General features: G+C 68.8%; 19 protein-coding genes and 1 pseudogene. 13 read left to right on the top strand and 7 right to left on the bottom strand.

Annotation, left to right across the window (positions count from 1 at the left end; all coding sequences use genetic code 11):
* Positions 1-13: 13 nt before the first annotated feature.
* Positions 14-814 (bottom strand): putative protein N(5)-glutamine methyltransferase, encoded by an 801-nt coding sequence (locus IEZ15_RS16370; protein ID WP_189277549.1) that lies wholly within the window; start codon positions 812-814, stop codon positions 14-16.
* Positions 815-1,292: 478 nt separating this feature from the next.
* On the opposite strand from IEZ15_RS16370, the gene IEZ15_RS16365 reads away from it, so the two are divergent.
* On the top strand, positions 1,293-1,883 hold the full coding sequence (locus IEZ15_RS16365) for an acyl-CoA-like ligand-binding transcription factor (RefSeq protein WP_114248952.1): 591 nt from the start codon (positions 1,293-1,295) through the stop codon (positions 1,881-1,883).
* A gap of 202 nt (positions 1,884-2,085) precedes the next feature.
* Here the strand turns inward: IEZ15_RS16365 and IEZ15_RS16360 are convergent, their stop codons facing one another.
* The gene (locus IEZ15_RS16360) at positions 2,086-2,763 is read right to left on the bottom strand and encodes a GAP family protein (RefSeq protein WP_189277547.1); all 678 of its coding nucleotides are present in this window, start codon (positions 2,761-2,763) and stop codon (positions 2,086-2,088) included.
* A 421-nt stretch (positions 2,764-3,184) separates the two neighbouring features.
* On the opposite strand from IEZ15_RS16360, the gene IEZ15_RS16355 reads away from it, so the two are divergent.
* The 3 genes from IEZ15_RS16355 (at position 3,185) to IEZ15_RS16345 (ending at position 6,428) form a co-directional block, all read left to right on the top strand.
* Positions 3,185-3,775: a hypothetical protein gene (locus tag IEZ15_RS16355; protein ID WP_229845917.1), complete on the top strand. Its 591-nt coding sequence runs from the start codon at positions 3,185-3,187 to the stop codon at positions 3,773-3,775.
* A 117-nt stretch (positions 3,776-3,892) separates the two neighbouring features.
* The gene (locus IEZ15_RS16350; RefSeq protein ID WP_189277543.1) at positions 3,893-5,242 is read left to right on the top strand and encodes a Dyp-type peroxidase; all 1,350 of its coding nucleotides are present in this window, start codon (positions 3,893-3,895) and stop codon (positions 5,240-5,242) included.
* Positions 5,243-5,297: 55 nt separating this feature from the next.
* Positions 5,298-6,428: a catalase family protein gene (locus IEZ15_RS16345; protein WP_189277540.1), complete on the top strand. Its 1,131-nt coding sequence runs from the start codon at positions 5,298-5,300 to the stop codon at positions 6,426-6,428.
* Between the two features lie 328 nt (positions 6,429-6,756).
* On the opposite strand, the gene glnA2 is transcribed toward IEZ15_RS16345, so the two are convergent.
* Positions 6,757-8,118, bottom strand: a complete 1,362-nt coding sequence (gene glnA2 / locus IEZ15_RS16340) for a gamma-glutamylpolyamine synthetase GlnA2 (RefSeq protein ID WP_114244210.1) — start codon at positions 8,116-8,118, stop codon at positions 6,757-6,759.
* Positions 8,119-8,363: 245 nt separating this feature from the next.
* Between glnA2 and IEZ15_RS16335 the strand changes: the two genes are divergently transcribed.
* The 6 genes from IEZ15_RS16335 to IEZ15_RS16310 all read left to right on the top strand — a co-directional run bounded on the left by IEZ15_RS16335 (position 8,364) and on the right by IEZ15_RS16310 (position 14,232).
* Positions 8,364-9,041 (top strand): thioredoxin-like domain-containing protein, encoded by a 678-nt coding sequence (locus IEZ15_RS16335; protein ID WP_189277539.1) that lies wholly within the window; start codon positions 8,364-8,366, stop codon positions 9,039-9,041.
* Complete coding sequence (locus IEZ15_RS16330) at positions 9,038-9,742, top strand: DUF305 domain-containing protein (RefSeq protein WP_373302572.1); 705 nt, start codon at positions 9,038-9,040, stop codon at positions 9,740-9,742. Before IEZ15_RS16335 ends, IEZ15_RS16330 begins: the two co-directional genes overlap by 4 nt.
* 127 nt (positions 9,743-9,869) lie before the next feature.
* Positions 9,870-10,295 carry a CBS domain-containing protein gene (locus IEZ15_RS16325; protein ID WP_114244212.1) on the top strand — a complete coding sequence of 142 codons (426 nt, stop codon included), beginning with the start codon at positions 9,870-9,872 and terminating at the stop codon, positions 10,293-10,295.
* Between the two features lie 149 nt (positions 10,296-10,444).
* Positions 10,445-10,615, top strand: a complete 171-nt coding sequence (locus IEZ15_RS16320) for a hypothetical protein (RefSeq protein WP_189277537.1) — start codon at positions 10,445-10,447, stop codon at positions 10,613-10,615.
* 63 nt (positions 10,616-10,678) lie between these two features.
* Positions 10,679-12,400 (top strand): multicopper oxidase family protein, encoded by a 1,722-nt coding sequence (locus IEZ15_RS16315; protein ID WP_189277535.1) that lies wholly within the window; start codon positions 10,679-10,681, stop codon positions 12,398-12,400.
* Between the two features lie 77 nt (positions 12,401-12,477).
* The gene (locus tag IEZ15_RS16310; RefSeq protein ID WP_189277533.1) at positions 12,478-14,232 is read left to right on the top strand and encodes an NAD+ synthase; all 1,755 of its coding nucleotides are present in this window, start codon (positions 12,478-12,480) and stop codon (positions 14,230-14,232) included.
* 168 nt (positions 14,233-14,400) lie between these two features.
* On the opposite strand, the pseudogene IEZ15_RS16305 reads toward IEZ15_RS16310, so the two are convergent.
* The 4 genes and pseudogenes from IEZ15_RS16305 to IEZ15_RS16290 form a co-directional block, all read right to left on the bottom strand.
* Positions 14,401-14,658 (bottom strand): annotated as a pseudogene (locus tag IEZ15_RS16305) (MFS transporter); the annotation flags it as partial.
* 40 nt (positions 14,659-14,698) lie between these two features.
* The gene (locus IEZ15_RS16300; protein ID WP_114244215.1) at positions 14,699-15,730 is read right to left on the bottom strand and encodes an endonuclease/exonuclease/phosphatase family protein; all 1,032 of its coding nucleotides are present in this window, start codon (positions 15,728-15,730) and stop codon (positions 14,699-14,701) included.
* Between the two features lie 190 nt (positions 15,731-15,920).
* Entirely contained in the window at positions 15,921-16,571 is a 651-nt protein-coding gene (locus IEZ15_RS16295) for a TetR/AcrR family transcriptional regulator (protein ID WP_229845916.1), read from the bottom strand.
* A gap of 136 nt (positions 16,572-16,707) precedes the next feature.
* A complete protein-coding gene (locus IEZ15_RS16290) occupies positions 16,708-18,312 on the bottom strand; it encodes a DHA2 family efflux MFS transporter permease subunit (protein WP_189277531.1) in 1,605 nt (534 codons plus the stop codon).
* A 178-nt stretch (positions 18,313-18,490) separates the two neighbouring features.
* On the opposite strand from IEZ15_RS16290, the gene panB reads away from it, so the two are divergent.
* The 3 genes from panB (at position 18,491) to IEZ15_RS16275 (ending at position 21,403) form a co-directional block, all read left to right on the top strand.
* Complete coding sequence (gene panB, locus IEZ15_RS16285) at positions 18,491-19,378, top strand: 3-methyl-2-oxobutanoate hydroxymethyltransferase (protein ID WP_189277529.1); 888 nt, start codon at positions 18,491-18,493, stop codon at positions 19,376-19,378.
* Positions 19,379-19,535: 157 nt separating this feature from the next.
* Complete coding sequence (locus IEZ15_RS16280) at positions 19,536-20,558, top strand: ATP-binding cassette domain-containing protein (RefSeq protein ID WP_114244217.1); 1,023 nt, start codon at positions 19,536-19,538, stop codon at positions 20,556-20,558.
* Positions 20,555-21,403 (top strand): ABC transporter permease, encoded by an 849-nt coding sequence (locus IEZ15_RS16275; RefSeq protein WP_114244218.1) that lies wholly within the window; start codon positions 20,555-20,557, stop codon positions 21,401-21,403. Before IEZ15_RS16280 ends, IEZ15_RS16275 begins: the two co-directional genes overlap by 4 nt.
* The last annotated feature ends 8 nt before the right edge of the window (positions 21,404-21,411 follow it).

Genomic DNA, 21,411 nt, shown 5'->3' with positions numbered 1-21,411 from the left:
CGTCCGTCCGCGCTCAGTTCCCGGACGGCTCCGGCCGGGTCGCGATGACGACGGTCGCGTACAGCTCGTCGGAGGTGACCACGCGCGGGATCAGGCCGCTGCGGGCGATGGTCTCCTCGGCCCGTGCCGCCTGCCGTTCGCTCGTCTCGACCAGCAGATGCCCACCCGGTGCCAGCCATCGCGGAGCCTCGGTGGTGACCCGCCGCAGGACGTCGAGGCCGTCCCGGCCACCGTCGAGGGCGACGCGCGGCTCATGGATACGGGCCTCCGGGGGAAGCAGTTCGACGTCCTGCGTCGGTACGTACGGCACATTGGCCAGCAGAATCTCCACCCGGCCGCGCAACGAGCCGGGGAGCGGCTCGAAGAGGTCGCCCTCGTACACCCGGCCCCCGTCGCCGACGTTGCGCCGGGCGCACCGTACGGCTGCGGGTTCGACGTCGGCGGCGTGCAGTTCGATCCGGTCGAGCGTTGCGGCGAGCGCGGTGCCGAGGGCTCCCGAACCGCAGCAGAGGTCGACGACGACCGCCCCGGGCCCGGCGAGGGCGGCGGCCTGCCGGACCAGGAACTCGGTGCGGCGACGGGGTACGAAGACGCCGGGGTCCACGGCGATCCGAAGACCGCTGAACTCGGCCCAGCCGAGGACGTGTTCGAGGGGCAGTCCGGCGGCCCGCCGTTCGACCATGGCCGCGAGTTCGGCATGGTCGGCGGCCGTGGAGACGATCAACTCCGCCTCGTCCTCGGCGAATACGCAGCCGACGGCGCGGAGTGTGGTGACGATGGAGGAAACGGCGAGCGGTGAAGCGGAAACCGACATGAAGCGGAGCCTTTCGGGAAAGCCGATGGGCGCTCCGCGGTCGATTATGTCGGGTCGACCACGCGATCGTGAGGGGTGAGCACCCAGCCTGATACAGCGGTAATGGGTCTCACCTCCTTGGTCGGTCCCCGTGTTGGGAGGGGTCACATTACCCCAGTCGCGGCCTCGGACGGTGTCCCGGCCGGGAAGGCCACCTGACGGAGATGTCCGACGCGGCGGCGCGGGCCTGACTCATCGCCGGCTCTCCGCGTGCTCGGGCGCGCCCCGCTTTGACGGCTCTCCCTCCGCCCCCACCGCCACCGGCCTCGGTCGGTGAGTGGCTGCGGCCTGTCCGGAAGTACCGGCCGAGGAAGACCACGCCGCCGGACATCGCCATGCCGGCCGCGAGGCCCGCAACGACGGCGAGAGCGGGGTCGCGGCGACGTACGAGCAATATTGCCCACTGCGCAATTATTCTCGGCGCGGAGATACTGAACCCATGGAGAGCTCTGTGGGACTGCGGGAACGCAAGAAGGAAGCCACCAGGCAGGCCGTGCACGAGGCGACATTGCGGCTGACCGTCGAGCACGGCTTCGACCACGTCACGGTGGAGGCCGTCGCGGACGCGGCCGGAATCTCCCGCAGAACATTCTCCAACTACTTCACGGGCAAGGAGGACGCCCTCCTGCACGGCGAGGAGCAGCAGATCAGGGACCTCGTCCGCACCGTGCGCGACCGGCCCGCCGAGGAGACCGCATGGGCGGCACTGCGGGCGGCCATGACACAGTTCGCCGAACGGGTCGCACCACCGGAACGCGAGTGGGCCCTGCGGACCAGGCTGGCGATGCAGCACCCCTCACTGCTCGCCCGGCAGCTCGCCAACCACGCAGCCCTGGAACGGGACTTGGCCGAGGCCGTGGCGTCCCGCCGGAGCCCGTCGCAGAAGTCGGTCCGCCCCCTGGTCCTGGCCGCGGCGTTCCTCTCCTCGCTGCGGATCGCCATGCGCATGTGGATCGAGGAGGACCTGGCCCGGGAGCCCGCCGAGGTGATCGACGAGATCCTGGACGAGATGGCCTGCCGGTTCGACTGATAAGGGATACGGCGAAGGGCCGACGGTGCGAGACCGTCGGCCCGAAGCCGCTCACGTTCGCTCGGACAGCGTCGGCAGCAGCGCCTTCTCAGCTCGAAGGCCGTGACCTCGCCGCGGTACTCCTCCCACTCCTGCCTTCTTGTTGCGCAGGAAGTTGTACGCGCTCCGAGCCACCTCGAACACGGCGACGCGAGCAAGCCCGTCAGGAGGTGAGAATGCCGATGCCGTCTCCCAGCAGCTTCAGTCCGAGGACGAAGAACAATGCCGCCATCACGGCGACGTTGTGCTGGGCTGCCCAGTCTTTCCAGTCGCCGAGCGTGGTCTTGGCTCGCTCGCCCCCGAGGAGGAAGACTCCCAGTGGGGCCAGCAGGCCGAGGGTGGCGATCAGGACGAAGATTGCCAGCGATGCGATCTGCTGCCCGACCGGCAGTCCGGCTGAGCCGATCGCGGCGCCCGCGGCGATGGTCAGCGGGGCGTTTTTGGCGTTGAGCGCGGCCAGGGCCAGTCCGAGTGCGAAGACCTTGACCGGCGTGAGGCGGTCGATCGCGCTCATCCACTTCGGCAGCTGAGCTTGTGAGGAATCCTTTGGGCGCCGGTGCCATTGCCGGGCACCGAAGAGGACGAGGAACAGGCCCAGGGCGAGCTTGAGGGCTCCCACCCAGGTGGCCGGGTGGTTGTGGGCGGAGGCACCTGCCGGGGAAGCGATCGCCAGCATCACCGCGCCCAGTGCTGAGAGTCCCAGGATCCAGCCGATGGTGAAGAGGACTCCGTTGAGACGTCCCCGAGGCGTGGCGAGTACGAGGATGATGGCGATGATGGGGAGCGGGCTGACTGCCACGGCGGCCGCGAAACCCAGTACGTCACCAAGAACTGCGCCCATGGTTGCCTCCGTGTGGGGTCGGGGTGGCGATCCGGTTGATCAGGGCTTGGCGCGAGAGGGTGCCCGGACCGCCTCGGCGGCGCAACGGGCTGGTGCGCGATCGGCTGCGCCACTGTCTTCACGACCGTGCGGAAGCGGCTGCCCGAGAATGGTGACGACGACATACTCCGCACGTCCCACCGGTTCCATCTTCCTGCGCCTGGCCGAATCTGTCCTCGGGAGCTTTCTCGGGACGGGAGGGATCAGGACTGGACCCCGCAGTGCCGGAATTTCCCGGGGATCCGCCTCAGGTGACCACAGGCCCAGGGCCCGGGGTGCGAGGCAGTACATCCGCGGTGAGGATTGTTTTGTGGGGGCGACGGCGCCTCATGTTCGGGCGCTTGGCGACCCTCGCACCGATCCGTGGCAGGAGAATTTCACGATGACTGCGACGACAGGTGCAACCCAGCCGGCTCCCCCCGAGCGTCCCGGCAAGACGGACGGGGTCTGTGGCGAGTTCACTGTCATTACCGAGATCAAGCCGGGCCATGCGGATGCGTTGCGTGAGGATCTCGCCACGCTCGCCAGCGGGTCCGCTGACGTGAAGTCCCGTGCGGCGCTGCGCCAGATCGGCACCCTGCATGACGCCCGGCACGTGATCTTCGACAACGACACCCGGTTCATGTTCGCCAGTGTCTTCGACGGCTCCTGGGACACCTACATCGACGACTTCGCCCAGACGGTAGTCGGGGCAAACTTCGACAAGATCTTCTCGCACAGCAAAGGGTTCCCCGGCGTAACCGACCCAGGGGTGAAGGACTGGTTCGTCGCCCACCAAGCCCCCGCAGGTGTCTTCGTCAGCTCGTATCCCGATCTGACCGTTCAGCAGATCTGGAAGGACCAGCGCGTGGACGACGCGTTCCAGGAGGTGCTGGACACCGCCGAGTTCCGGGCGATGCTGGACAACCCGGCCAACGCGGAGTTGGTGGCCACGTCGGCCTTCCAGAAGCTGCTGGAGGAAGCCTCGGCCTAGAACCCGGACACAGCCGCCCCTCGGAGCCCACCCACCCTCGGTGGACCGCGGCGGCCGGTGCGGGTCGGCCATCGCAGGGTTGTCCGGACAGAGACCGATACGGAGGCACAAGCGACCATGAACACAGCGGACAGCAGCGCGGCCGGCGTGAGCGTCGAAATCGACGACGTCCAGAGCGGGGCACTGCGTCCGCGGCCCGTGCCCTACCAGGGAAAGTTCGTCTTCCTGCGCGTCGATGACCGCCACGCCGGGCGCGCCCTGGTGCGGCGGCTGCTCCCGGTGACCTCGGGTGGTCTGCTGGGCGCGGACCGGAGCCAGGATGCCTGGGTCGCTGTGGCATTCACCTTTCAGGGGCTGAGGGCCCTGGGGGTGCCCCAGGAGTCGCTGGACAGCTTTCCGCGGGCGTTTCGTGAGGGCATGGCCACTCGGGCGGAGCTGATCGGCGACGTGGGCGAGAGTGCACCGGCCCACTGGGAGGTACCGTTCGGAACCGGCGATGTCCACATCGCGTTGAGCGCTCTCTCCTCCGATACGGCACAGCTGGACAAGGAGCTGGAGCGGGCCCGTTTCGCCTACGCGGACACACCCGGTGTCCAGGTGATCTGGCAGCAGGACGTCCATCAGCTCCCGACCGGGCGTACCACCTTCGGCTTCCGTGACGGCATCAGCCATCCGAACATCGAGGGCGTCGGACTGCCCGGCTCCAACCCGCAGGAAGCCCCCATCAAGGCGGGCGAGTTCATCCTCGGCTACCCCGACGAAACCGGCAGCCTGCCGCCCATGCCCAGCCCCGATGTGCTGGGGCGCAACGGGACCTACGTAGCCGTTCGCAAGATCCACACCAACGTGGCGGCCTGGCGCCGGTACCTGCGCGCCAACAGCTCCAGCGCCGAGGAGGAGGCACTCCTGGCGGCCAAGATGGTCGGGCGCTGGCCGAGCGGCGCGCCACTGACGCTGGCGCCGGAGCACGATGACCCGGAGCTGGCGGCCGATCCGCACCGCGTCAACAACTTCCTGTACCGGGAGAACGACGACCGAGGGTTCCGGTGCCCCGCCGGTGCGCACATCCGGCGCACCAACCCCCGCGATGCCACCATCATCGGCAACGCGCGGATGCACCGCCTCATCCGCCGCGGCACCACCTACGGCCCGCCGCTGCCCGAGGACGTGCTGGAGGACGACGGCGCCGACCGCGGCCTGGTCGGAGCATTCATCGGGGCCCACCTGGAACGGCAGTTCGAGTTCATCAAGGCCGAATGGGTCAACGACGGCAACTTCATCGGCTACCCCGGCGAGAAGGACCCGGTGGCCGGGCACCACGGTGGAACCGGCAGCGTCACCATCCCGGAGAAGCCGGTCCGGCGTCGCCTGCAGAACCTGCCCAGCTTCGTGGTAACCCGCGGCGGTGAGTACTGCTTCCTGCCGGGTCTGCGCGCCTTGCGCTGGCTCGCCGAGCTGGAGGACTGACGGCGATTCACACTCCCTGAGGTCCGATCACGCTCTCCGAGGAAAGGTCGAAGTCATGGCAGCACAGTTCGTCCGCTACACGCCTGACGTCGAAGACGACGACCTGAACTTCGACCGCAACGTGCAGACGGTGATCGAAAAGACCGAGAGCTACATCGCCGATTCAGTCAAGGCCGGTGGTACCGGACGGGCCCTTCGCGACGCCCATGCCAAGGGCTACGGGCTGGTCCGAGGGGAAGTGGAGATCCTGGACGGGCTGTCCCCCGAGTACGCCCAGGGAATCTACGCGACTCCGGGAACCCACGATGCGCTCATCCGCTTCTCCAACGGCTCGCCTCACGCCGGAGCCGACGCGCGACTGGGCGCCGCCACCGGACTGGCGCTGAAGATGTTCGACATCCCCGGCCCGACCCTGCTGGAAGACGAACCGGACACAGGCACATTCGACTACGCCAACATCAACGCACCAGTCTTCTTCTGCAACACGGTCGAGCACTACCTGTTCATCCAGGAACTGTTCCTGAACGCGCCGGCCTACTTCTCCCAGGGCCGACCCGGCGCGCATCGTTTCTTCACCGATTTCGTGACCGGGAAGGGAACGCTGGACCAGGACGACTGGGCGTGGGACGAGTTCCTGGCCTTCCTGCGCGTGTCAAAGACGCCTCCGGCAAACGTGCTGCTGTCGAGCTACTGGACGATGGGCGCGGTCCGGCACGGGGACTACATCGCCAAGGTGCGCATCACCCCCGACCCGTCCTTCGCCGCCGCGGTGGTCCGGCGCACCCTCGACCCGGCCTCGGCAGCGGAGGTCTTCCGACCGGCCCTGCAAGCCGAGTTGCAGGAGCGGCCCTACGCCTTCGACATCCAGGTCCAGCTCTGCACCGACCTGGAGCGCATGCCGGTGGAGGACACCACCGTGGAGTGGCCCGAGCAGCTCTCGCCGTCCGTCACCGTGGCCAAGCTGCGGCTGCCGCAGCAGGACATCTCCGAGCCGGAGAATCTGGAGAAGATGGATGCGCTGTCCTTCACGCCCTGGCGGGTCACCGCCGAGCACACGCCCCTGGGCAACATCATGCGGGCCCGCAAGGAGGTCTACCGGCGATCCTCCATCGAGCGCCACAAGCTCAACCAGCAGCCACGCACAGAACCACGCAGCGCCGACGAAGTACTTGGCCCGGCCCAATGAGGCCGGCTGATGTGACGGCAGGCGACCGGCGATCACAATCCCTGCTGTACAGCGCTGTACAGCAGGGAAGTACAGCAACCTCCGCTGATCACAGGCCCGGCCACCGCCCGGCCGTGCGCAACGCACGGCAGCGTTCGCGGCTTAACCCCATCTGACCTGCGACTACGAGTCAAAGCGCTTGCGCGCGGGAGCTTCTGGCCCACACGTGGTCGATGCGGCACCTGACGGCCCGCAGACGGCCCGGAGCGAGTGAAACAGCTTCGGGCCCGACGGTGCGACACCGTCGGGCCCGAAGCCACGTAAAGGCGCTCCAAGCGCTGACCAGCCCTTACAGCACCGGCAGCAGTGCCTTCAGCTCGAAGGCCGTGACCTCGCTGCGGTACTCCTCCCACTCCTGCTTCTTGTTGCGCAGGAAGAAGTCGAAGACGTGCTCGCCGAGTGTCTCGGCGACCAGCTCGCTCTTCTCCATCAGCGAGATCGCCTCGCCGAGGTTCTGCGGCAGGGGTTCGATGCCCATCGCGCGGCGCTCGGCGTCGGACAGGGCCCAGACGTCGTCGTCGGCGCCGGCCGGGAGTTCGTAGCCCTCCTCCACGCCCTTGAGGCCCGCGGCGAGCAGCACCGCGTACGTCAGGTAGGGGTTGGCGCCGGAGTCGATGGAGCGGACCTCGACGCGGGCGGAGCCGGTCTTGCCGGGCTTGTACATCGGGACACGGATGAGCGCGGAGCGGTTGTTGTGGCCCCAGCAGATGTACGAGGGGGCCTCGCCGCCGGCGCCCGCGGCGCGGGAGGAGCCGCCCCAGATGCGCTTGTAGGAGTTGACCCACTGGTTCGTCACTGCGGAGATCTCCGCGGCGTGGGTCAGCAGACCGGCGATGAAGGAGCGGCCGACCTTGGACAGCTGGTACTCGGCGCCCGACTCGTAGAAGGCGTTGCGGTCGCCCTCGAAGAGGGAGAGGTGGGTGTGCATGCCCGAGCCGGGGTACTCGGAGAACGGCTTCGGCATGAACGTCGCCTGCACGCCCTGCTCCAGCGCGACCTGCTTCATCACCAGGCGGAAGGTCATGATGTTGTCGGCGGTGGAGAGCGCGTCCGCGTACCGCAGGTCGATCTCCTGCTGGCCGGGGGCGCCCTCGTGGTGGCTGAACTCGACCGAGATGCCCATCGATTCGAGCATGGTGATCGCCTGGCGGCGGAAGTCCATGCCGACGTTCTGCGGGGTGTGGTCGAAGTAGCCGGAGCTGTCGGCGGGGGTGGGGCGGCTGCCGTCGACCGGCTTGTCCTTCAGCAGGAAGAACTCGATCTCGGGGTGGGTGTAGAAGGTGAAGCCCAGGTCGGAGGTCTTGGCGAGGATGCGCTTGAGGACATAGCGCGGGTCCGCGAAGGACGGCGAACCATCGGGCATCAGGATGTCGCAGAACATCCGGGCCGTGCCGGGGGCCTCCGCGCGCCACGGCAGGATCTGGAACGTACCCGGGTCCGGCTTGGCGATCATGTCGGACTCGTACACCCGGGCGAAGCCCTCGATGGCCGACCCGTCGAAGCCGATGCCTTCGTCAAACGCCTGTTCCAGCTCGGCGGGGGCCACGGCAACGGACTTGAGGTAGCCGAGGACATCGGTGAACCACAGCCGTACGAAGCGGATGTCGCGCTCCTCAAGCGTCCTGAGGACGAATTCCTGCTGCTTGTCCATAGCCACATCCTTGCAGTTCAGACGGTCCGTGCACCACCGCCCGGGGTAGGGGAGAAGCTCCAGTATCACGACCCGGGATTTCACCCAGATTACGCACACGACGTGAGATGGAGCACCCGGCCACCCACTACGATCTGCGCCCATGGTGCGCACGGGTCGGAGCGGCTTCGCGACTGCCCGGTACGCACCGGTTTTCCCGACCGCTTCTTGTCCCTCCCCGCCTCTTCGCAGAAGGACCTGACGACATGAGCTTCGACCGCAGGACCCGCATAGAGCAGATGCGCAACGCCGACCACGCGCGGCAGCGCCGCAACCGTGTCCTGGCCATAAGCCTGAGCGTCCTCGTCGTCGTGGGCCTGGTCGGCTTCGGCTCGTACATGGTGCTGGACAAGTCCGAGGCGTCGGAGAAGGAGAAGGCCGTTCAGGCAAAGGACGCCAAGGCGTCCGCGGCGGAGCAGAAGAAGCTCGCCGACGAGCCGATCGAGGGGCTGAAGACGTGGGACGCGAAGAAGCTGACCCGCAACCACGTCACCGAGACCGTCACGTACCCGATGAAGCCCCCGGTCGGCGGTGACCACAACCCCGTATGGATGAACTGCGAGGGCGAGGTGTACAAGAAGTCGATCCCCGACGTGAACGCCGTGCACTCGCTGGAGCACGGTTCGGTGTGGGTGACGTACACGGACAAGGCCTCGGACGCCGATGTGGCGAAGCTCGCCGAGCGGGTCGGCAGGACGCCGTACTCGCTGATGAGCCCTTACGAGGGCCAGGCCGGGGCGATCATGCTGAGTGCCTGGGGCAATCAGGTGACGGTGGACAGCGCCGATGACCGGCGGGTCGACCAGTTCTTCGCCAAGTTCGTCCAGGGGCCGCAGACGCCCGAGCCCGGTGCCGCGTGCACGGGCGGGCTGGGGGGCCGGTGACCGTGGCGAAAGGCGACCGGCGCATCCAGTGGGTGGCGGGCTCCGCCGTCGTGCTCGCGCTGCTGTTCGCGGGGGCGGCGACGGTCGCCTCCGCGCGGGACGACGGCACGGACCACGCCGCCGCCCCCGCCCCGCGCACGCCCGCGGTGGAATCGGCGGACGCCGGTTTCGCCCGCGACATGGCGGTTCACCATCAGCAGGCCGTCGAGATGTCCTTCATCGTGCGTGACCGTACGAAGGACGAGGAGGTACGCCGTCTCGCGTACGACATCGCCAATACGCAGGCCAATCAGCGGGGCATGATGCTCGGCTGGCTGGACCTGTGGGAGCTGCCGAAGGCACCCGCCGGGCAGGAGCCGATGGCCTGGATGGCGGCTGGGCACGAGGGCCACACGATGGACGGGATGGCGGGCATGGGGGCCGGCTACCGGGCCCATGACGGCTCCCTCATGCCCGGTATGGCCACCAGGACCGAACTGGACCGGCTCCGCAGGGCGAACGGCAAGAAGGCCGAGATCCTGTACCTCCAGCTGATGACCGACCACCACAAGGGCGGCATCGACATGGCCCGCGGCTGCGCCCGGCTGTGCACGGTGAAGGTGGAGAAGCGGCTGGCCCAGGGCATGGTCGAGGCCCAGCAGTCCGAGGTGGACATGATGGCCCGGATGCTGGCGGCACGAGGTGCGAAGCCCCGGTCCTGAAAGATTCCCTCCGAGCCACATATGCACCCGAACGGGTGATAGCGCTCGCGTGCCCCGAACGGGCCCATGACGATGGGTTCGCTCGGGGTCGTACAGCATGCCCACCGGCACGCAGGAGGAATCCCTCATGACCACCGCCAAGGACATCATGCACACCGGGGCCACATGGATCCCCGCGCACGAGACACTCGACCGCGCCGCACAGCTGATGCGCGACCACAAAGTGGGCGCGCTGCCCATCTCGGCCGAAGGCGAACAGGACCGGATGATCGGCATACTCACGGACCGCGACATCGTGGTCGGCTGTGTGGCGATGGGACACGATCCGTCGAAGATGACCGCGGGCGACCTCGCCCGGGGCACCCCTCGCTGGATCGACGCAGGGGCGGGTGTGGAGATGGTTCTGGAGGAGATGCAGACCCATCGGATCCGCCGGCTTCCCGTGGTCGAGAACAAGAAGCTGATCGGCATGATCAGCGAAGCCGATCTCGCGCATCACCTCTCCGACGAGCAGATCGCCCTCTGGGTGGAGAAGGTCTACGCCCCGGGCTGACCGGCTCGCGATCACCCGGCCCAATGGCCCGGTACCCCTCGCCCACGAGGGGTGCCGGGTCGCTGTGCGTTCTCGCCGCCAGGCCCTGTGTTGCTGCGGCGATACGTTTCCGCGCGCGGTGCATACGGGGCGGGGGTAGGGTGCTCGACATGACCCTGAGTGGACGTACGACATACGGACGGTTGTTGCCGTTCGTCGCGCTGCTCATCGGGATCACTCACCTCCTCAGGGGCGTCGTGGCGCGGGTGTCGCCGGGCGCGGGGCCGGTATCCCGGCCCGGCCGGGCCCCTCTCGCTTCGTTGTCGGTGCTGTGCATATAGGAGGGGTGCCTCCCCCTCCCCCAGCAGACCGAAATACCGACAAGACCCCGAGGTGCTTCCGCCATGCGTACTCCACCCACCCGACGCGCCGTGCTCGGCGCCGCTGTCGCCACTGCCGGTACGGCAGTCCTGGCCGCCTGCTCCGGCGAATCCGACACGGCGCACAGCGGTACGAAGGCCGGCGGCGCGAACGCCGGCGGCACGAGTCACGGCGGTGCGAACCACGGGACCGCCCCCCACGCGAAGCCCAGGGGCGAGTACGTCACCCCCGACGGGGAGGAGGTCGCCGCGGCCGAGGCCGGGCGGGGTTCCGGTCCCGTACACAAGATCCACCTCACCGCCACCCCGTCCCGCCTCGATCTGGGCGGCGGGCTCGTCGTCAGCTCCTGGGCCTACGAAGACCGGCTGCCCGGCAAGGAACTCCGGGTCGCGGTCGGCGACACCCTGGCGCTCACCCTCGCCAACCACCTTCCGGCGACGACCAGCCTGCACTGGCACGGGCTCAATGTGCGCAACAACATGGACGGCGTACCCGACCTGACCCAGCCGCCCATCAAGCAGGGCGCCGAGTACGCGTACCGCTTCAAGGTGCCGCACCCGGGAACGTACTGGTTCCATCCGCACACGGGCGTCCAGCAGGACCGCGGTCTGTACGCGCCACTGATCGTCGACGACCCCAAGGAGCCCCTCAAGTACGACAAGGAGTGGGTCGTCGTCCTCGACGACTGGGTCGACGGGGTGGGCGGCTCCACGCCGGACGGGGTGCTCGACGAACTCAGCGGGGGCCGGGGCGGCATGGGCCACGGGATGGGCCACGGGATGGGCCATGACGGCATGGATGACAAGAGCGATTCGGGCGACGCCGGGCACGGGGGTTCCCCCAAGTCCGCCAAGTCCGCCAAGCGCCGCTCCGGCCCCTCTCGGATCATGAAGAAATCGTTCAGCGAACTGCTCGACAGCCACGGGGGCAATGTCGACTACCCGCACTACCTGATCAACGGCCGCATCCCGAAGGCCCCCACCTCCTTCGCCGCCAAGCCCGGCGACCGGATCCGGATTCGCATCATCAACGCGGGCGGCGACACCGCTTTCCGTGTCGCGCTGGGCGGCCACCGGATGACGATCACCCACACCGACGGCTACCCGGTCCGGCACACCACGACGGACGCCCTGCTGCTGGGCATGGGTGAGCGGTACGACGTGGTGGTCACCGCCGGGGACGGGGTGTTCCCGCTGACCGCGCTCGCCGAGGGCAAGAGGGCGTCGGCGCTGGCCCTGCTGCGTACCGGACAGGGCGCGGCGCCCAACGCCTCCGTACGGCCGAAGGAGCTGGACGGAAAACTGGTGGAGGCGGGCGAGCTGTCGCCGGACGAATCCGTGGCACTGTCCGTCCGCGAGCCCGACCGGACCCTCCGGTTCAAGTTGACCGGCAACATGGCCGCGTACAACTGGGGCTTCGATCACAAGCCGTACAACCCCGGGCAGCGCCATCCGGTCAAGGCGGGCGAGCGGGTCAGGATGGAGTTCTACAACGTCACGGAGATGTGGCATCCCATCCATCTGCACGGACACTCGTTCGGGCTGGTGGGATCGGCGGGGCCCAGTCGCAAGGCCTCCCATCGGGGCCAGGCGGCCTGGGCGCGCAAGGACACCGCGATCGTCCGGCCGAGCAGCTCGATCGCCGTGGAGTTCGACGCGGACAACCCGGGTCTCTGGATGCTCCACTGCCACAACATCTACCACTCGGACGTGGGCATGATGACGGTCGTCGGCTACCGCCACTGACCCGTTCCTGGCGGGCGGCTCCGCTGTTGCGCGGCCCGCCAGGACATCGCGTCAGTCAGACGATTACACTGGTGCGCGTGCCTCAACTACGCCTCGCACTGAATCAGATCGACTCGACCGTCGGTGATCTCTCCGGCAACGCCGAGGCGATCGTCCACTGGACCCGGCACTCCGCCGAACAGGGCGCCCATCTGGTGGCGTTCCCCGAGATGATGCTGACCGGCTACCCCGTCGAGGACCTGGCCCTGCGGTCGTCCTTCGTCGAGGCCTCGCGTCAGGCGCTGCGCGCGCTCGCCGCCCGTCTCGACGCGGAGGGCTTCGGAGAACTCCCGGTCGTCCTCGGCTACCTCGACCGCTCCGAGACGGCCCAGCCGCGCTACGGGCAGCCCGCCGGTGCCCCGCAGAACGCCGCCGCGGTACTGCACCGCGGGCAGGTCGCGCTGACCTTCGCCAAGCACCACCTCCCCAATTACGGTGTCTTCGACGAGTTCCGGTACTTCGTGCCGGGCGACTCGATGCCGGTCGTGCGGGTCCATGGCGTCGATGTGGCGCTCGCGATCTGCGAGGACCTCTGGCAGGACGGCGGCCGGGTGCCGGCCGCGCGGGCAGCCGGCGCCGGACTGCTGCTGTCGATCAACGCCTCACCGTACGAGCGGGACAAGGACGACACCCGGCTGGAACTGGTCCGCAAGCGGGCCCAGGAGGCCGGCTGCACGACCGCGTATCTGGCGATGATCGGCGGCCAGGACGAGCTGGTGTTCGACGGCGACTCGATCGTCGTCGACCGGAACGGCGAAGTGATCGCCCGCGCCCCGCAGTTCGCCGAGGGTAGCGTCGTCCTCGACCTGGACCTGCCGGCCGCCACGGCCGAGGCGCCGTCCGGTGTCGTGAACGACGGGCTGCGGATCGACCGCGTGGTGCTCTCCGAAGAGCCCCTTCCGGCGTACGACACGGAGCTGACCGGCGGTTACGCGGAGCGGCTCGACGACGACGAGGAGCTGTACTCGGCGCTGGTCGTGGGCCTGCGTGCGTACGCTGCCAAGAACGGCTTCAGCAGTGTGCTGGTCGGGCTCTCCGGCGGGATCGACTCGGCGCTGGTCGCGGCCATCGCCTGCGACGCGCTGGGCGCACAGAACGTGTACGGCATCTCGATGCCGTCGAAGTACTCCTCGGACCACTCCAAGGGCGACGCGGCCGAGCTGGCCCGCCGTACCGGTCTGAACTTCCGCACCGTACCGATCGAGCCGATGTTCGACGCGTACATGGGCTCGCTGGGGCTCACCGGCCTGGCCGAGGAGAACCTCCAGTCCCGGCTGCGCGGCACGATGCTGATGGCCGTCTCCAACCAGGAGGGCCAGATCGTCCTCGCGCCGGGCAACAAGTCCGAACTGGCGGTCGGCTACTCGACGCTGTACGGCGACTCGGTCGGGGCGTACGGCCCGATCAAGGATGTCTACAAGACGTCGATCTTCCGCCTCGCGAAGTGGCGCAACCGCGCCGCCGAGGAGCGCGGGCAGACCCCTCCGATCCCGGAGGCGTCCATCACCAAGCCGCCGAGCGCCGAGCTGCGCCCGGGACAGGTCGACACGGACTCGCTGCCCGACTACGACGTACTTGACCGGATCCTGGAGCTGTACGTCGACCGGGACCAGGGTCTGGACGAGATCGTCGCGGCCGGGTTCGACGAGGCACTGGTGGCGAAGACGCTGCGGATGGTGGACACGGCGGAGTACAAGCGGCGGCAGTACCCGCCGGGCACGAAGATCTCTCCGAAGGGCTTCGGCAAGGACCGGCGGCTGCCGATCACGAACCGGTGGCGCGAGTCGGGGTGACCGGGGCCGTCCGGCGGCCGTTCCGTCCTCAGCCTCCCCCATGGCCTCAAGGGCATGGGAGGGACCCCCTCGACGGGCTTGATTTCAAGCCCGTCCGGCGGCTGAGGACAAGCGCGCCCGGAGGGTGCGCGGCCCCCCGGGTCGGTGCGCGTCCGCCTCGGCCTCGCTTCACGCGGTCCTCGCATCCGCGCTCGCGACGATCCGTGCCACACTCCCGCGCTCCCGGCACAGCACACCCGCCGTGACGGCCACCGCCGGGCCCGCGACCACGAGGGCCGGGCCGATCAGGGCCGGCGACGTCCAGACCCGGCCGGCCGCGATCGCCGCGCCGCCCAGCCATGCGCCACCCGCGTCGGCGAGGTTGAACGCGGAGTGGTCGGAGGCGGACGCCGGGGTCGGGGCTTCCTCGGCCTTGTTCATGACCACTGAACGCCCCCGAGCCCGCTGGAACCGGACCGGCCGCCGGTCACAGCTCCACGCGCGCCGCGATCGGCAGATGGTCGCTGTCCGTCGCCGGGAGCGTCCACGACGACATCGGCTCGACGCCCTTCACCATGATCTGGTCGATCCGTGCCATCGGGAACGACGCCGGCCAGCTGAAGCCGAAGCCGTCGCCGGCCGCGCCCTGGGTGGACCTCATCTGGGAGGTGACCGCGTTGAGCGAGCGGTCGTTCATCGTGCCGTTGAGGTCACCGAGCAGGATCACCTTGCCGAGCCGTTCGTCGGCGATGGCCTCGCCCAGGGCGTCCGCGCTGTCGTCGCGCTGGTTGGCGGTGAATCCGGCGTGCAGCTTGACCCGTACGGACGGCAGATGGGCCACGTAGACGGCGACTTCGCCCTTGGGAGTCGTCACCGTGGAACGCATCGCCCGGGTCCAGCCCATCTTGATGTCGACCGGCCGGGTGTCGCTCATCGGGTACTTGCTCCACAGGCCGACGGTCCCCTGCACCGAGTGGTACGGGAAGCGGTCGGCGAGCGCCGCCGCGTACGCCGACACCTTGCCGCTCGGCAGTTCCTCCAGGGCGACGATGTCGGCCCCGGAGTCCGCGACCTGCCGGGCGGTGCCCGCGGGGTCGGGGTTGTCGGCGTTGACGTTGTGGGTGGCCACGGTGAGGTCGCCGCCGCTGCCCGACTTGTCGGAGAGCATCAGCCCGCCGAAGAGATTGAGCCAGACCACGACCGGCAGAAGCAGGGCGATCAGCGCGGTCGCCGAGCGGCGCACCAGGCCCAGGATCAGCAGCAGCGGAACGAACACGCCGATCCACGGCAGGAACGTCTCGGTGAGGCTGCCCAGGTTGCCGATGGTGTTCGGAATGTCGGCGTGGAAGACCATCACGAGGGTGAGGAGGACCGCACAGACGGCAAGGACGATCCCGCGCCGCCAGATGCCCTTGTCGCGGGTCCATCTGTCGCGCAGGTCCCGGAAACGGGATCCGGACCCGGTGCGCCGCGGCTCCGCACGGTCGTTCCCGGTGTCCGCTCCGTACGCCTGCACCATCGCGCTGTCCTCACTGCCTTGCCGTGCATGTCGCCGCGCCCTCGACCCTAGGCGATGGGCGGCGTGTTTCCTGCCGTCCACGACGGCTGTACTGCCACGAGGACGATGGGCGGGGTCCGGCGGGTTCCTGCCAGGAGGGATCTGCGGGGGCTTGTGACAGAACGATCACACTCGGGCGGGTCCGGGGGTGTCAGCCGTCGGCGGCGGGCCGGGGGGCGAGGCCCTCGGTCAGAACCTGGATGATGCTGTCGGCGAGATCCTCGGGCAGCGGCGCTTCGGGCCGGTGAATGGTGCGTACGAGCATGGGCCCCAGGAACAGGTCGTCCATCAGTTCCACGTCCAGGTCTCCGCGGAGCTCGCCGGCGTCGACCGCCCGCTGCACGGCGGCCAGCATGGCGGCGCGGCGGGGGGCTATGACGGTGCACTGGTATTCGGACCACAGCTTGGGGTGACTCTTCATCTGCGCGAAGACGTTGTGGAGCAGGACGGAGGAGCGCTGGGCCAGACCGCGCCTGCGCAGTGACTCCAGCAGCAGCCGCAGGTCGTCGAGTCCGGCGGTGCCGGAGACGGTCGGTTCCGGGGGCTCGATGTCTCGCAGGACATCGACGAAGAGCTCCTCCTTGCCGCTCCATCGCCGGTAGATGGTCGCCTTGCCGACCCCGGCGGTCCGGGCTATCCGCTCGATGGACAGGCCGGCGAGGGGCTCACCGGCCTCCAGCAGTTCGATGACGGCGTCCAGGATCGCCCGCTCGGCCGCCGCACTGCGCGGCCGGCCCCTTCGCGGTTCCGGATCCTCCCGGACCGGGCGGCCCTCGCCCTGTGCCTCTGCCTCCACCTGCACGTGAATCCACCTCTCGCCGCACCGTCCGCCGTTCCGATTCTCGCCGACGCCGACGGTGCCTCTGTGAGCCGCCCCAGGGTTCCGGTGGCCGCCCGGAACCCTGGGCGGCGTCTTCAGCTCTCCGGGGCCGTGACTTTCACCGGCCCACCCCTGCACGTACCGACCGTTCGCCCTCGCCGGACTTCTGTCCGGCGGGCGTCCTCCCCGGCAGGAACATCGCGACGACGAGAGCGCCCACCAGGGCGATGGTCGCCGAACCGATGGCGGTGACATGCATCGCCTTCAGGAACGCGTCGTTCGCCGCGGCGACCAGCGGGGCACCCGCCGGGCCCAGCTTGTCCGCGAGGCCGAGCGTCGACTCGATCGACTCCCCCGCCGCTTCCCTGACACCGGCCGGGAGCACACCGAGGTGCCCCTCGATTTCGCCGCGGTAGACGGTGGAGAGCACCGAGCCGAGCACTGCTATGCCGAGCGCCCCGCCGACCTGCCGGAACGTGTTGTTGATGGCCGATCCTGAACCGGCCTTCTCCCTGGGCAGTGCCTGCATCACCGAGACCGTGACCGGCGTCATCACATGCGCCATGCCCGTGCCCTGGACGAAGAAGAGCACGCACAGCACCCAGACCGGCGTGGTGGCGTCGAACAGTGCGAACGCCGCGAGGCCGAGCGCGACCAGCAGCATGCCGACGGTGCAGACCACACGGGCGCCGAACCGGTCGACGACCAGCCGGGCGCGCGGCGCGAAGATCATCTGGGCGGCGGCCAGCGGCAGGATCAGCAGACCGGCCTGCAACGCGCTCCAGCCGCGCACGCTCTGCATGTAGAAGGCGGAGAAGAAGGTCACGCCCATCAGCGCGAAGAAGACGAGCGCCATGGAGGCGACGGCCGCGGAGAACGACGGCTGCTTGAAGTACGAGATGTCGATGGCCGGGTGGCTGGTGCGCTTCTCGTGCCGGACAAATGCGGCCAGGACGACCAGCCCGCCGATGACAGGGAGGAGCACGGTGGGGTCGGCGAAGTCGGCGAGCTGGCCGCCGCGGATGATGCCGTACACCAGCAGGACCAGACCGACGAAGGACAGCACGACACCGAGCGGGTCGGTCCGGCCCGGATTCGGGTCCTTGGAGTCCGGCACCAGCACCACCATCGCGATCAGCGCGACGATCACGACGGGCACGTTCACCAGGAAGATCGAGCCCCACCAGAAGTGTTCGAGCAGCAGTCCGCCGGTGATCGGGCCGATGGCGATGGCGAGGCCTACGCTTCCGGCCCAGATGCCGATGGCCTTGGGCTGCTCGTCACGTTCGAAGACGTTCATCAGGACGGCGAGCGTGGCCGGCATGACGAACGCCGCGCCGAAGCCCATCACGGCACGCCAGGTGATCAGTTCGCCGGGCGAGCCGGACATGGCGGCGAGGGCGGAACCGACACCGAAGAGGCCGATGCCGAAGAGCAGCACCTTCTTGCGGCCGATGCGGTCACCGAGCAGGCCCGCGGTGAAGAGGAGTCCGGCGAAGACGAGCGTGTAGGCGTTGATCGCCCACTCCAGCTCGCTCTGGGTGGCTCCGAGGCCGGTGGGTGCGGGGCCGGCGATGGTCTTGACCGCGACGTTCAGGATCGAGTTGTCCAGCACCACGATGAGCAGGCTGAACATCAGAACGACGAGGATCGCCCAACGGCGGCGGTGGACCGCCTCGGGGACCTGGGGCAGGGCGTCGCGAGCGCCCGACGGTATTGACATGCCAGGAGCCTATATGATTTCGATACGATACCGTCTCGTATTGTAAAGTCTTTACCGGGTGGGCGCCTCCCGGGGACGTGCGCGGGCCCACTTCCCGTGGACGGCCACGGGATGCCACCATGGAACCGGTCCGGGGACGCCGTCAGGGCGCCTCGAGATGACGAAGGAGCCGTTGGCAATGTCGCTTCAGGCTGCGCAGAACAAGTCCGCCGCATCCCCCTCGGGTGCCCCCACCGACAGCAGCAAGGCGCTGTACGGGGGCAAGAGCACCCGCCGTATTTCCATCCACGACATCGCCGCCGCCACCGAGCGCGGTGAGAAGTGGCCCATGCTCACCGCCTACGACGCGATGACCGCGTCCGTCTTCGACGAGGCCGGTATCCCGGTCATGCTCGTCGGCGATTCCATGGGCAACTGTCACCTCGGTTACGAGACCACCGTGCCCGTCACGATGGACGAGATCGCCATCCTTTCCGCCGCTGTCGTACGGGGCACCAAGCGCGCCCTGATCGTCGCCGACCTGCCCTTCGGGGCGTACCAGGAAGGGCCCGTCCAGGCCCTGCGCAACGCAACCCGGCTGATCAAGGAGTCCGGTGTCGGTGCGGTCAAGCTGGAGGGCGGTGAGCGCAGCCACGAGCAGATCCGGCTGCTGGTCGACGCCGGAATCCCGGTCATGGCCCACATCGGTCTGACCCCGCAGTCCGTCAACGCGATGGGATACCGGGTGCAGGGCCGCGGCGAGGAGGCGGCCCAGCAGTTGCTGCGCGACGCCAAGGCGGTGCAGGACGCGGGCGCGTTCGCCGTCGTCCTGGAGCTCGTACCGGCCGAGTTGGCCGCCGAGGTCACCCGCACCCTGCAGATCCCGACCGTCGGCATCGGCGCCGGTCCCGACACGGACGCCCAGGTGCTGGTCTACACCGACATGGTCGGACTGACCGGTGGCAAGGTGCCGCGCTTCACCAAGCAGTACGCGAACCTGCGCAAGGTGCTCGGTGACGCGGCGAAGGAGTTCGCCGAGGAGGTCGTGGGAGGCAGCTTCCCGGCCCCTGAGCACACCTTCCACTAGTTCCACCCGGGCCTGATCAGCAGGAAAGACCCTTGGGCCGACCCTGCTGATCAGGCCCGGGGCAGGGCCACTGCCCGCACCACCGACAGCCCGCCGACATCCCCCATCGGCGGGCTGTCGGCCTGTTGTCGGCGGACTGTCGGTGGCGCCTGGTCCCATGGTGGACATGACGCGAATCGACAAGAACCCCAGGAGCGGCCCGAACGCCGTCGAGGTCCGGGGGCTGGTCAAGCACTACGGCTCGACCAAGGCTCTGGACGGCGTGGACCTCGATGTCCGCGAGGGCACCGTACTCGGTGTGCTCGGCCCCAACGGCGCCGGCAAGACCACGCTCGTACGCTGCCTGTCCACCCTGATCATCCCCGATGCCGGACACGCCACCGTGGCGGGCTACGACGTGGTGAAGCAGCCCCGGCAGCTGCGCCGCACCATCGGTCTGACCGGGCAGTACGCCTCGGTCGACGAGAAGCTCTCCGGCTGGGAGAACCTCTACATGATCGGGCGGCTGCTCGACCTGCCGCGCAAGACCGCCCGGTCCCGGGCCGACGAGCTCCTGGAGCGGTTCTCGCTCACCGACGCGGCCCGGCGCGCCGCGATGGACTACTCCGGCGGCATGCGGCGCCGGCTCGACCTGGCCGCCTCGATGATCGGCAGCCCGGCCGTCCTCTATCTGGACGAGCCGACGACGGGGCTCGACCCCCGGACCCGTAACGAGGTCTGGGACGAGGTGCAGCGGATGGTCGCGGAGGGGGCGACCGTGCTGCTCACCACCCAGTACATGGAAGAGGCCGAGCAGCTCGCCAACGAGCTGACCGTCATCGACAAGGGCAGGATCATCGCCCGCGGCGGGGTGAACGAGCTGAAGGCCAAGGTCGGCGGCCGCACCCTGCAGATCCGGCCGTCGGACCCGGCGCAGCTGCCCGCGATGGCGCAGGCGATCCGGGAGGCCGGTCTGGACGGGGTCTCGGGCGCGCAGGCCGTCCCGGATGAGGGACTGCTGTACGTGCCGATCCTCAGCGACGAGCAGCTGACCGCCGTCATCGGCCTGCTCGGCACCCGGGGCTTCTCGCTGGCGCATGTCGCCACCGCACTGCCCAGCCTGGACGAGGTCTTCCTGGCCATCACCGGCGAGAAGTCCGCTTCCGCCGCCGCATCGATCCCCGAGGAGGTCGCGGCATGAGCACGGCGACTCTGACGCCCACCCCCACCGAGACCGCACCGGCGAAGGCACTCCACGACGAGGGCCGGATCGGGCTGCGCGCCAATCTGCGGCACATCGGAGCGCTGGCACGGCGCAATGTCCTCCAGATCAAGAAGGATCCGGAGTCGATGTTCGATGTGCTCCTGATGCCCATCGTCTTCACGCTGCTGTTCGTGTACGTGTTCGGCGGTTCGGTCGGCGGCAGCATGGGCGGCGGTCGGCAGGAGTATCTGAACTACCTGGTCCCCGGCCTGATGGCGATGATGGGCATGAACATCTCCATGGCGGTCGGCACCGGTGTCAACGACGACTTCCGCAAGGGAGTCATGGACCGGTTCCGGACGATGCCGATCGCCCGTTCCTCGGTCCTCATCGCGAAGATCACGGTCGAGCTCGGCCGGATGATGGTCGCCACGCTGATCCTGCTGGGCATGGGCTTCGCGCTCGGCATGGAGCTGCAGACCTCGGTGTTCGGACTGATCGGGGCGGTCGCGCTGTCGGCGGTGTTCAGCGCCGCAATCATGTGGATCTTCATCCTGCTCGGGCTGGCCATGAAGACGGCCCAGGCGGTTCAGGGAATGGGGATGCTCGTGCTGATGCCGCTCCAGTTCGGCTCCTCGATCTTCGCCCCTACCAAGACGATGCCCGGCTGGCTCCAGACGTTCACCGATTACAACCCGCTGTCCAATCTGGCGGACGCGGTGCGCGGTCTGATGATGGGCGGCCCGATCGCCCACTCGGTGTGGGTGACGCTCGGCTGGGCCGCGGTGATCACCGCGGTGACAGGGCCGCTCGCGGTTGCCAAGTTCCGCAAGAAGTCCTGAGGCGCGGT

This window comes from Streptomyces atratus, from assembly GCF_014648655.1.
In the GTDB taxonomy this organism is placed as follows: domain Bacteria; phylum Actinomycetota; class Actinomycetes; order Streptomycetales; family Streptomycetaceae; genus Streptomyces; species Streptomyces atratus.
The sequence above is the reverse complement of the archived record's forward strand: the minus strand, read 5'-3'. Positions and strand labels throughout refer to the sequence as shown.

Excerpts from the sequence above, each read along its gene's own strand:
- glnA2 (WP_114244210.1), bottom strand. The coding sequence starts at position 8,118 with ATGGACAAGCAGCAGGAATTCGTCCTCAGGACGCTTGAGGAGCGCGAC.
- IEZ15_RS16365 (WP_114248952.1), top strand. The coding sequence starts at position 1,293 with ATGGAGAGCTCTGTGGGACTGCGGGAACGCAAGAAGGAAGCCACCAGG.
- IEZ15_RS16275 (WP_114244218.1), top strand. The coding sequence starts at position 20,555 with ATGAGCACGGCGACTCTGACGCCCACCCCCACCGAGACCGCACCGGCG.
- IEZ15_RS16315 (WP_189277535.1), top strand. The coding sequence starts at position 10,679 with ATGCGTACTCCACCCACCCGACGCGCCGTGCTCGGCGCCGCTGTCGCC.
- IEZ15_RS16290 (WP_189277531.1), bottom strand. The coding sequence starts at position 18,312 with ATGTCAATACCGTCGGGCGCTCGCGACGCCCTGCCCCAGGTCCCCGAG.
- IEZ15_RS16355 (WP_229845917.1), top strand. The coding sequence starts at position 3,185 with ATGACTGCGACGACAGGTGCAACCCAGCCGGCTCCCCCCGAGCGTCCC.
- IEZ15_RS16300 (WP_114244215.1), bottom strand. The coding sequence starts at position 15,730 with ATGGTGCAGGCGTACGGAGCGGACACCGGGAACGACCGTGCGGAGCCG.
- IEZ15_RS16350 (WP_189277543.1), top strand. The coding sequence starts at position 3,893 with ATGAACACAGCGGACAGCAGCGCGGCCGGCGTGAGCGTCGAAATCGAC.
- IEZ15_RS16280 (WP_114244217.1), top strand. The coding sequence starts at position 19,536 with ATGGTGGACATGACGCGAATCGACAAGAACCCCAGGAGCGGCCCGAAC.
- panB (WP_189277529.1), top strand. The coding sequence starts at position 18,491 with ATGTCGCTTCAGGCTGCGCAGAACAAGTCCGCCGCATCCCCCTCGGGT.
- IEZ15_RS16335 (WP_189277539.1), top strand. The coding sequence starts at position 8,364 with ATGAGCTTCGACCGCAGGACCCGCATAGAGCAGATGCGCAACGCCGAC.
- IEZ15_RS16325 (WP_114244212.1), top strand. The coding sequence starts at position 9,870 with ATGACCACCGCCAAGGACATCATGCACACCGGGGCCACATGGATCCCC.
- IEZ15_RS16370 (WP_189277549.1), bottom strand. The coding sequence starts at position 814 with ATGTCGGTTTCCGCTTCACCGCTCGCCGTTTCCTCCATCGTCACCACA.
- IEZ15_RS16345 (WP_189277540.1), top strand. The coding sequence starts at position 5,298 with ATGGCAGCACAGTTCGTCCGCTACACGCCTGACGTCGAAGACGACGAC.
- IEZ15_RS16360 (WP_189277547.1), bottom strand. The coding sequence starts at position 2,763 with ATGGGCGCAGTTCTTGGTGACGTACTGGGTTTCGCGGCCGCCGTGGCA.
- IEZ15_RS16320 (WP_189277537.1), top strand. The coding sequence starts at position 10,445 with ATGACCCTGAGTGGACGTACGACATACGGACGGTTGTTGCCGTTCGTC.